At 38.0% G+C, this 10,335-nt stretch carries 10 protein-coding genes; 5 read left to right on the top strand and 5 right to left on the bottom strand.

Annotated elements, in window-relative coordinates; genetic code table 11:
* Positions 1-110 precede the first annotated feature (110 nt).
* Positions 111-935: an ion transporter gene (locus ACHABW_RS20955; RefSeq protein ID WP_435758246.1), complete on the top strand. Its 825-nt coding sequence runs from the start codon at positions 111-113 to the stop codon at positions 933-935.
* Positions 936-1,001: 66 nt separating this feature from the next.
* On the opposite strand, the gene ACHABW_RS20950 is transcribed toward ACHABW_RS20955, so the two are convergent.
* The 5 genes from ACHABW_RS20950 to ACHABW_RS20930 form a co-directional block, all read right to left on the bottom strand.
* A complete protein-coding gene (locus tag ACHABW_RS20950; protein ID WP_435758244.1) occupies positions 1,002-1,499 on the bottom strand; it encodes a PTS sugar transporter subunit IIA in 498 nt (165 codons plus the stop codon).
* A gap of 31 nt (positions 1,500-1,530) precedes the next feature.
* On the bottom strand, positions 1,531-2,241 hold the full coding sequence (gene treR, locus ACHABW_RS20945; RefSeq protein WP_435758242.1) for a trehalose operon repressor: 711 nt from the start codon (positions 2,239-2,241) through the stop codon (positions 1,531-1,533).
* A 285-nt stretch (positions 2,242-2,526) separates the two neighbouring features.
* On the bottom strand, positions 2,527-4,230 hold the full coding sequence (gene treC, locus ACHABW_RS20940; RefSeq protein ID WP_435758240.1) for an alpha,alpha-phosphotrehalase: 1,704 nt from the start codon (positions 4,228-4,230) through the stop codon (positions 2,527-2,529).
* Between the two features lie 32 nt (positions 4,231-4,262).
* On the bottom strand, positions 4,263-5,699 hold the full coding sequence (gene treP / locus ACHABW_RS20935; RefSeq protein WP_435758238.1) for a PTS system trehalose-specific EIIBC component: 1,437 nt from the start codon (positions 5,697-5,699) through the stop codon (positions 4,263-4,265).
* 174 nt (positions 5,700-5,873) lie between these two features.
* Positions 5,874-6,779, bottom strand: coding sequence for a hypothetical protein (locus ACHABW_RS20930; RefSeq protein ID WP_435758236.1), 906 nt, complete (start codon positions 6,777-6,779; stop codon positions 5,874-5,876).
* A gap of 502 nt (positions 6,780-7,281) precedes the next feature.
* Here ACHABW_RS20930 and ACHABW_RS20925 point away from each other — a divergent pair.
* The 4 genes from ACHABW_RS20925 to ACHABW_RS20910 all read left to right on the top strand — a co-directional run bounded on the left by ACHABW_RS20925 (position 7,282) and on the right by ACHABW_RS20910 (position 10,333).
* Positions 7,282-7,413: a hypothetical protein gene (locus ACHABW_RS20925; RefSeq protein ID WP_259457934.1), complete on the top strand. Its 132-nt coding sequence runs from the start codon at positions 7,282-7,284 to the stop codon at positions 7,411-7,413.
* A 45-nt stretch (positions 7,414-7,458) separates the two neighbouring features.
* Entirely contained in the window at positions 7,459-8,034 is a 576-nt protein-coding gene (locus ACHABW_RS20920) for a phosphatase PAP2 family protein (protein ID WP_435758234.1), read from the top strand.
* A 248-nt stretch (positions 8,035-8,282) separates the two neighbouring features.
* On the top strand, positions 8,283-9,155 hold the full coding sequence (locus tag ACHABW_RS20915) for an N-acetylneuraminate synthase family protein (protein ID WP_435758232.1): 873 nt from the start codon (positions 8,283-8,285) through the stop codon (positions 9,153-9,155).
* Between the two features lie 5 nt (positions 9,156-9,160).
* Entirely contained in the window at positions 9,161-10,333 is a 1,173-nt protein-coding gene (locus ACHABW_RS20910) for an HAD-IIIA family hydrolase (RefSeq protein ID WP_435758230.1), read from the top strand.
* The last annotated feature ends 2 nt before the right edge of the window (positions 10,334-10,335 follow it).

Here is a 10,335-nt window from a genome sequence, read left to right as displayed (position 1 = left end):
CTTTGTTTCCCTAAACTTTTTTTGCGGTAGTATATTTTATTTTCCAGAATAACTGATATAATAATAGAGTTAGACAGTAAATTGGTGGAAGGGAAACGTGGTTGAATCAAATGAAAGAAACAGAAGAAGATAAAGTAACTAGCAATCAGAATCCTTTAAGAAAAAAGGTCAAACAATTGGTTGAGCATAGACTGTTTCAGCCGTTTATAATTGGAATCATTTTATTCAACGGATTGGTTATTGTCACCGAATCCTATCTTGTTGGGAATGACATATTATTAGTTCTTGATGTAATGATTGTCTGGATCTTTGCTATAGAAATGATCCTGAAAATTACTGGTCTCGGTTTTAGAGGCTATTTCTTTGATAAGTGGAATATTTTTGATTTTAGTATTGTCTTAGCAAGCTTATTATTTTACGCAACTCCGTTCGTAAGTGTTTTAAGACTGATAAGGGTATTACGTTTGATCAGAATGATTCCGGCAATTCCAGCTTTAAGAAAGATAATCGATTCCCTAATGAAATCTGTGCCAGCTCTAACGGGTATTTTAGGATTGACGTTTTTGATCTTTTCCATTTACGCTATTATTGGAACAACATTTTTCAGAGATGTTCTTCCGTATGAATTTTTTGGGAGTTTTCACACCTCGCTTTTCACATTGATGCAGGTAGTAACCTTTGAATCGTGGGCGAGTCAGGTAGCAAGACCGATTATTCATGAAGTACCATGGGCGTGGGCTTATTTTATATCATTTATTGTTATAGGGGCATTAGTTATTTTAAATCTAGTAGTTGCTGTAATATTGGACTATTTGGGTCATGAAGACGAAACGCTTCAAAAGGAACAGATGGAAAGATTGTACAAAGATAACCAGGATTTAAAGAAAGACATCCAGGAAATTAAACAATTACTTCTTGATAAAAATCAAAAATAACCTTGGAAACAATAGGGGACGGTTCTCTGCTTCGTTTTATGAAGCAGAGAACCGTCCCCTTGTTTCTTATTTAACTGTCACAATAAGTACTTCTGTCTCACTTGTTTTTGCGTTTTCCGTAAATTCTTTTTCTACATTTTCAACGACTTCGTCCATGTTCGTAATAATTAAAGGGGAGATAGTACTAGTTGCCTTTTCTTTAATGATTTCTAAATCAAAGCTGACCAGTTTATCACCGCGTTTTACTTTATCTCCGGCTTTAACAAAAGCTTCAAAGCCTTCTCCATCTAAATTAACCGTGTCAAGGCCAATGTGGATGAGAAGTTCTAGTCCAGATTTAGTCTTTAATCCAACCGCGTGTTTCGTAGGGAAAACTTGGACAACTTCTCCGTCTACAGGACTGACGACATTTCCGTCACTCGGTTCAACAGCGATTCCTTCTCCCATCATTTTTTGAGAAAATACCGGGTCTGGAACCTCTGTAATGTCCACGACTTTACCATTAATAGGAGCAGTAATTCGTTCTACAACACTTTCCTTTTTACCGAATAGTTTCTTTAACATGAAAACATCCCCTTTTGAAAAAAATTTGGACTTAATGGGTTCTTCGGGCAAAGTCAACGAATCTAAACTTGTCTGGTCTGTGTCTGGACTCTGTGTATTGAAAAAGGGTCGTATCATCAAAATAGACGTAGTTTTTGATGACAACAACATTATGAAAGCCATCAAGGTCTAATAACTCACGGTCCTCCGCAGTCGGCTCAACGACAACAATTTCCTTTTTTGCAAAACTAATGGTGAGGTGCAGCTCGTTTTCAACGTAATTATAAATAGAATCTGCACAAATTTCTTCTGTTAATCCAGGGACCAGCTCTTCAATGAGGTAATCCTTATCTAAGATAATTTTCTCCCCATCAATTTCCCTGACTCTTCCTATCTTCCAAACAGAGTTATTGCTGGTCAGATTTAACTGGCGTTTAATGTTTGCATCAGGTTTAATGAGTGATAATTCGCTAACAATGGTTTTAACGTTATCCATTTTTTGTGCCAATTCTTTGAAACTTACAAGTCCGGATATCGGAAAATCAAACTTATTGACATCGATCACGATAGAACCTTTGCCTCTAACCTTTTGGATAAACCCATTCTGAGACAAGAGGTTTAACGCCTTGCGAATTGTTTCTCTCGAAGTATCATAGCGAACTGTCATGTCGTTTTCTGAAGGGAGGAGTGTATCAGGTGATATTTCTCCAGACTTTATTTGTGTTGCAATCTCATCATAAATTGATAAATATTTGTTTTTCATAGTGCAGCCCCATTTATTAGTAAAAGATAAGATCTACGTTCGCATCTGCCTTTAAACTGAAAAAGGGGGGTCAAGGTGACTCCTTTTTTCCTTCTCCATTAACACCTGCACACATTGCGCAGGTGTTACAGGAATTGTGGCAAAAGCTCACGATGTAGTTTAGCTTAACGGTTTTTCTTAAGAGCTAAGAGAATTTATAAAATTGGCAGCTATCTTTACGCCACAAGTATCAAGGGAACCCCACCCTTGATACTTAAATGATGGTGGCTAAAGATCACGCTGTATTTAATAAAAGACGGCTCTGCCGTTTTTCTTAAGATGATAAACAATGGATTCATAGGGTCTTAACTTGATTTGTTGGATGTCCTTTGGTGAATCAGGGTAGTTGGCTAGTAATTGATCGCATGAATACCCATCAACATCGAATGTTTCCGGCAGAGTAAAGGTTGTTTCTCGCCCATAAAAATTACTTACCATGAGTAACTTTTCTTCTCCATTGCTTCGTACATAAGCAAAAATATCATTATCTTCTTCTAAAAGCAACTGATAGTCTCCACTGGTGATGATATCGTATTCTTTTCTAAGTTTAATTAACTGTTGGTAATGATAAAAGACCGAGTTTTTATCGGCAACAGCTTGTTCCGCGTTAATTTCGCGAAAGTTAGCCGCGGTCTGTATCCATGGTGTGCCTGTGGTAAATCCGGCGTGCTTCCTTGCATTCCACTGAACGGGTGTTCGTGAGTTATCTCTCGACTTTTGCTGTAATATTTCAATAATATCTTTGTCTTGCATGCCTTCTTCTTTCTTGGCGTTATACATATTTAACGACTCGACATCACGATAGTCATCGATGTCGTCAAATGCTGGATTCGTCATACCAAATTCTTCGCCCTGATAAATATAAGGGGTTCCTTGCATCATATGGATCGTTGTTGCCAGCATTTTTGCAGATTCCGTATGGTACCTTTTGTCATCGCCAAATCGCGAGACGACGCGGGGTTGATCGTGATTACACCAGAACAGAGCGTTCCAACCGCCACCTTTATTCATTTCGACTTGCCATGTTGATAGAATTTGCTTTAATTCATGAAAATTAAAATAGGCTTTTGTCCACTTTTCACCATGAGGATAATCTACCTTTAAATGATGAAAATTAAAGGTCATGTCTAGCTCCTGCCGTTCCGGGTTCGTATACTTAATGCAATTATCAATCGTTGTCGACGACATTTCACCGACGGTCATGATGTCATGCTTTGAGAAAACTTCCTGATTCATCTCCCGGAAAAACTCATGAACTCTTGGTCCATCCGTGTAAAATTTCCGCCCATCTCCAGGAGCAACACTTCCATCATCATCAGGAAAGTGCTGATTTTTTGAAATTAAATTGATGACATCTAAACGGAAACCATCGACGCCTTTCAGAAGCCAGTAATCCATCATCTGATAGACTGCTTTTCGCATTTCTTCGTTCTCCCAATTTAAATCAGCTTGAGTAACATCAAACAGGTGCAAGTAATATTGCTCGGTTGATTCCTCATACTGCCAAGCAGATCCCCCGAATTTCGAAGCCCAATTGGTGGGGACATCGCCATCTTTCCCATCCTTCCAAATATAAAAATCGCGATAAGGATTATCTTTTGACGACATCGATTGTTGAAACCACTCATGCTCAGTGGAGGTATGATTAATGACGATATCCATAATAATTTTCAGATTGATTTGATGTGCTTCCTTTAATAGTTGATCAAAATCCTCCATGGAGCCATACTGCTCGTAAATGTTGTAATAGTCACGAATGTCATAGCCATTATCTCGCTGAGGCGAGTCGTAAATAGGGGTCAACCAAAGAACATCGACCCCTAGTTTTTTCAAATAAGATAATTTTTCAATAATCCCTTGAATGTCTCCAGTGCCATTACCTGTCGTATCGTTGAAGCTCTTTGGATAAATTTGATAGACAACCGCTTTTTTCCACCATTGTTGATCCAAATTGAACACCTGCCTTTTACTAAAAGAATAATCTATTTTTTCCCAAGGCGTTTGTAAGCATTCACGCCCATTTTGGTTTTAGATAAAATAATTGTTAACACGAATGGAACAGCAATCGCTACAAACATGGCGATGAAAAAGATAATCCAGTATTGGAACTGAATGGAAAGGAATCCGGGAATGCCGCCAACCCCAATCGAGTTAGCCATGACACCGCCACCTACGGATATCACCGCGGCAATGGAAGACCCAATCATCGCTGCTAAAAATGGAAACATATATTTTAAGTTTATACCAAACATGGCGGGCTCGGTTACGCCTAAATAACAAGAAATTGCTGCTGGAACAGATACTTGCTGTTCTTTTTCGTCTTTTTTATTTAGGAAGATCATCGCAACAACCGCAGACCCTTGTGCAATATTCGATAGGGCAATCATCGGCCATAAATTCGTGCCATCAAATTCACTCATTAGCTGTAAATCAATCGCATTGGTCATATGGTGGAGCCCAGTAATAACAAGTGGTGCATAGGCAAAACCAAACATCGCTGCAAACAACCACCCAAATGTAGAAGTTAAACCTGAGTAGACTACTTCAGAAATCCACGAACCCATTGTCCAACCGATAGGGCCTAGGACAACGTGAGCAACTAACACTGCTGGAATAAGTGCAAAGAATGGAACAAAAATCATTGAGATGACATTCGGGATAACTTTTCGTAAACCTAGTTCAAGATAAGCAAGGACAAAACCTGCTAAAATAGCGGGAATAACTTGTGCTTGATACCCAATCATTTCTACTTGTGCAAAACCAAAGTCCCAAAACGGTATGTCTCCTCCACCTGCAACGCCGTATGCGTTAAGTAGTTGAGGGGAAACGAGAGTTATACCTAAAACGATACCGAGAATCTGGGTAGTTCCCATCTTTCTGGAGATGGCCCATGTTATACCGACGGGTAAGAAGTGAAAGATCGCTTCACCAATTAACCATAAGAAAGCATGGGTTCCGGCCCAAAACTGGGAAACTTCGACTAATGTTAAATCGTCTGGTCCGATCATACCAATTTCACCGATAACGTTTCTAAAACCTAGAATAAGACCACCGACAACAAGTGCGGGAATTAATGGTGTAAAGATATCTGCAAGGTGTGAGATCATTCGTTGAATAAAACTCATATTTTGTTTTGCAGCAACTTTTGCTTCATCCTTTGATGTATCACCAACACCGGCGATTTCGGTAAACTCGTTGTAAAAAGAAGCAACATCGTTACCAATGATAACTTGAAATTGCCCAGCATTCGTAAATGTACCTTTGACGAGAGAGATCTCTTCAATCTTTTTTGCATCTGCCTTGTCATTATCATTAAGTACGAAGCGCATTCTTGTCGCACAATGTGTGACAACGGAAATATTATCACTTCCACCGACGTGTTCAAGTAATTCCTTCGCTGGTTCTGTAAACTTACTCATTTTCCATTCCTCCTTTATTGTATAAAAGCTGTCTTGAGTCGAGTTTTGTCGAACTTGTATATACAAGTCATGATTACGTTTTCATTATATCTTGTATATACAAGTTGTGTCAAGAAGGATTTTTAGGGACGGTTCTCTGCTTCATTTTTATGAAGCAGAGAACCGTCCCTAAGCTTACCAAGGAAGGCCTGCTGCATTGGTGGGGAGTCGTTTCAGGTTTAATTCATCTAGTTTCTCTAGTAAGTCGGGGTTTGGTTTTGGATCGACGATAATTATTTTTGTATCTGGTTTAAGAGAAACCAAATATTGGTCCACTTCTTGGCGGTCAGCTTCGCCGTAGGAATGACCAACAATAATCAAGAGATTAATATCTTTCCCACGTGTGTTAAATTGGTCAATCCCATTTTTCACCCAACTTAGGATCCGTTGATAATTATCTTTATGAGGTGGAATAATATCTGCCTCCAGTCTAGGTTCTAACCAATCTTCTTTCGGAACAGTTGTTACCTTCCCGTTATCCTGAAGTAAAGTTGTCATTTGCCAACGGTCTTCCACAGAATACTCAGATGTATTGGTTTCAAAGTCTATAGATCCATGAGGCTTAAAAATAGGTATGCCTGTCTCGTTCTCAAGGGAACCAGTCCGGAAAAAATGTATGTTAGAGGTTTCTAATGCTTTTTCGAAAACTAAATCGTAATTAAATGACACGACAAAAATCAGGTCTTTATAATTTTGTTCAAGCCATTTGGTCCATTTCCAATTTACGATACTTATGCGGTCAGCATAAATTTGAAAACTTGCATACGATAAGGATAAAAAGCGGCGGAGTTGACAATCCTTATCCCAATTGTAGTTTCTACTGTTCATAAAACGTTCTATCGCTTCATATTCATTCGGTTCGTGCTGTGCAAGCTGAAATAGCTCATTTTGGATATAAGGTAGTTTGTGAATATATTTTTCATAAGACAGATTGCTTTGTCCGAAGTGGGAGAGTGGGGCTGAAGGATTAAGTCCATACCGGGAGCCGAAGTCTATGGTAAACCCATTCCCGATGAGCATGCAAAATTTCTCTATGATCAACCCCTCCTTTCAAGTTTCTTCTATTATTGTTGTAAAAATCCTTGATATTATACAGGAGGCAGGGGACGGTTCTCTGCTTCCGTTTATGGAGAGCAGGAAGCAGAGAACCGTCCCCTAAAAAATAAATTGACTTAATTTTAATTCGAACGTATGATAAGATTACAAACTTCATACATAATCTCCTAAAGGGGAGTAGCTTTTACAATATAGTCGTCATTTCGGAGTGAAAGCTCCCGGCTATATTGGCGACTGAAAAAGTTGTTAGCAAGACCTTTACATTACGTAAAGGTCTTTTATTTTGTGGGAAACCTTTACTTCGGTAAAGGTTTTTTGTGTTTTTAGAGATAAAGGCTCCGTTAAAAGGAAATAAAAAGAAGTAAATGTTGATAATGCAAAGGATCTTAGTTTTAGAAGAAATGCAATTTCATGTAGATGAATGCAATCACATGAAACATGTTAGTGGTTACTCATTTAAAATCCTACCTAAAAGGAGAATGGTGAAATGAAATCTGTTAAGAAATATGATGACGGAGTTAGTGAAGCGTTAAGAGGATTAGTTATAGGGGTAATAATGATGGTTGTTGTCTTTTTAGTGCTTCACTTTGTTTTTGGTATTCAAGCTTTTGAAAACTAAAGGGGAAATTGTTCCCCTTTTATTTGTGTGAATGGGAGAAATGTGATGACGACATCCACAGATTTTATCATGAATGGTTTTACAACACTTGGTAGTATAGAATTTATTGCAAGTTCCGTTTTCGTGTTGGTGTTAATCCTGTTGTACGGAAAGTATTTTAGAGATGCTACCTGGTTTCTCCTATTAAATTACGGCGGGATTGCGTTAAACTTTATACTTAAAGTACTATTTGGAAGAGATCGGCCTGGTGCTGAACGAGCGATTGAAGCATTCCATGGTAGTTTTGAAGTGACTTCCTATAGTTTTCCGAGTGGACATACGATGAGAGCATCACTCTTTTTCTTGAGCTTAGGATATATTTTGTTTACCCATTTTAATTGCGGTCAAAAATTAAAATGGATTGTTATTGTATTCTTCTCAACGACTATATTGTTAGTAGCGTCAAGTAGGGTATACCTAAACCATCATTATATTTCAGACGCTGTTGGAGCTGTGATTGCATCGCTACTCTTTTTCTTATCAATGATCATAATAAAGAAGAAATATTTCGATCAACAAAGAAGAGCAGTTTATGAAACGGATGCAATAAAATACAGAGCTTCGAAGAAAAATATTATTTAAACCTGTAAAAAAAAATCTGCGAAGAGATGTTACTTCAAATAAAACTGGAAAATGTCATGAATGTATTCGACGTGGAAGATATAAATGAAGTTTAGTAAAAACCTGGTGCCGAGTTTTTGGTACCAGGTTTTAGTTTTTACGTGAAGAATGCCTTTTTTTGGAGTTCCTAGTGAATGAATCCAAGCCTTAGAAGCTGATGTTCATAATCTATAAGTATCGCAGGAAATTAGAAGAGAGGATGTTTTAAAGTGGAGATAAAAAAGAAAAATCCATATGTGATTGCTGAGGTCGGATGTAATCACAAGGGGGATCTTAATTTAGCAAAAGAAATAATTAAAGTTGCCGCGCAGTATTGCAAAGCAGATGCAGTGAAGTTTCAAAAGCGAACACCGAAAGAACTATTGACGGAAAAAGAATTTAACGCTCCCCACCCGAATCCACGAAATTCATATGGTAAGACCTACGGCGAACATAGAGAATTCCTTGAATTAACCACCGATCAACACAAAGAATTACGAGATACATGTAAAGAGTGGGGAGTTGAATACAGTACTTCAGTTTGGGAATTGACTTCTGCAAAAGAGATTACTACGTTAAACCCGAGTTTCATAAAGATTCCGTCAGCATGTAACCTTCATTTTGATATGTTAGATTTTTTAGCAGAAAATTACGCAGGGGAGATCCATTTATCTTTTGGAATGACAAATGAGAAAGAAGCAGAAAGGATCATGAATTTCTTTATCAATAAAAACAGAAATAAGGATCTCGTCATATATTCTTGTGTATCAGGTTATCCAGTACCTTTTGAAGATATTTCACTTTTAGATATTAAACGTTTAAAAAAGTCGTTTGGAAACGACGTGAAAGCGATAGGTTTCTCTGGGCATCATTTAGGAATTGCACCGGATATAGCAGCTATAACCCTGGGCGCAGAATATATTGAACGCCATTTTACTTTAGACCGTACATGGAAAGGAACTGATCATGCAGCAAGTTTAGAACCAAATGACTTTAGAAAACTAGTGGAAGATTCGCGCGATGTGTCTAAAGCCTTAACGTATAAAAAAGAAGAAATATTAGAGATTGAAAAAGTGCAAAGGAAAAAATTGAAAAGAGGGTAATTCGAATGAATACAGTAGCATTTATTCCATTACGAGGAGGAAGTAAAAGTATTCCATTAAAGAACATCAAGAACTTTTGTGGCCGTCCCCTTGCTTATTGGGCAATAAAAGCGGCCAGTGACTGTGAAGCAATAGATAAAATATATGTGGCCACGGACCATTCAGAGATTACAAGGGTAGTAGAAAACTTTTTGTTGCCAAAAGTTGAAGTGGTCCATCGTAGTGAAGAGACGGCAACCGATGAGGCAACGACGGAGAGTGCTCTCTTGGAGTTTTGTAATCACGTCGATTTTAATTGGCTTGTTCTCATTCAAGTCACTTCTCCGCTACTAGAATCTAAGCATCTTCAATCTGGCATTGATCAGTATTTTGAAGATGAATTGGATAGCTTAGTTTCCGTCGTTCGACAAAAACGCTTTTTGTGGGAACAGCACAAGAAAGGAGGCAGGCCGTTAAATTATGATCCGGCCAAAAGACCGAGAAGACAGGATTGGGATGGTTTTTTCGTAGAAAATGGAGCTTTCTATATTACGTCTAAAGAAAAACTAGCAGAAACACTTTGTCGTGTATCTGGAAAAATAGGGTTATATGAAATGCCTGAAGAAACTTATTTTGAAATCGATGAGCCTTCTGATTGGATAATCGCCGAACAATTAAAGAGGAAGACAGTATCTGCAGATAAATTTTTAGCTTGGAAAAACATTAATTTACTGATATGTGATGTCGATGGTGTTATGACAGACGGAGGGATGTATTATACGGAAAGCGGTGATGAAATTAAAAAGTTCAATACAAAAGATGGCATGGGTATCGAAAGGTTGAAACAAGCAGGCATTAAAGTGATGATTCTCACTGGAGAAGATAATATACTCGTAAAACATCGCGCAGAAAAACTTAACATTGATTATCTGTATAAGGGTATTGATGATAAAAAGAAATTTTTAGAAGCGTTTTTAGAAAAAAATAAAGCCTTTCATTTTTCAAAGACGGCCTATATTGGCGATGACTTAAATGATTTGGAAGCAATGAGCGCCAGTGCATTTTCTGCTGTACCAAATGATGGGCATGATCAGTTGAAATCTCAGGCTGATTATGTATGCTCGCTAAATGGAGGAAACGGTTGTGTTCGCGAATGGTGTGACTTTATTCTTTTAAAGCTCAGTGAAAAAGGGGGATAGGC

Source organism: Salipaludibacillus sp. CF4.18 (assembly GCF_051262595.1).
GTDB classification, from domain to species: domain Bacteria; phylum Bacillota; class Bacilli; order Bacillales; family Salisediminibacteriaceae; genus Salipaludibacillus; species Salipaludibacillus neizhouensis.
The sequence above is the reverse complement of the archived record's forward strand: the minus strand, read 5'-3'. Positions and strand labels throughout refer to the sequence as shown.

Coding starts and splice junctions, on each gene's coding strand:
- ACHABW_RS20955 (WP_435758246.1), top strand. CDS start 111: ATGAAAGAAACAGAAGAAGATAAAGTAACTAGCAATCAGAATCCTTTA.
- ACHABW_RS20950 (WP_435758244.1), bottom strand. CDS start 1,499: ATGTTAAAGAAACTATTCGGTAAAAAGGAAAGTGTTGTAGAACGAATT.
- ACHABW_RS20910 (WP_435758230.1), top strand. CDS start 9,161: ATGAATACAGTAGCATTTATTCCATTACGAGGAGGAAGTAAAAGTATT.
- ACHABW_RS20920 (WP_435758234.1), top strand. CDS start 7,459: ATGACGACATCCACAGATTTTATCATGAATGGTTTTACAACACTTGGT.
- treP (WP_435758238.1), bottom strand. CDS start 5,699: ATGAGTAAGTTTACAGAACCAGCGAAGGAATTACTTGAACACGTCGGT.
- treR (WP_435758242.1), bottom strand. CDS start 2,241: ATGAAAAACAAATATTTATCAATTTATGATGAGATTGCAACACAAATA.
- ACHABW_RS20925 (WP_259457934.1), top strand. CDS start 7,282: ATGAAATCTGTTAAGAAATATGATGACGGAGTTAGTGAAGCGTTAAGA.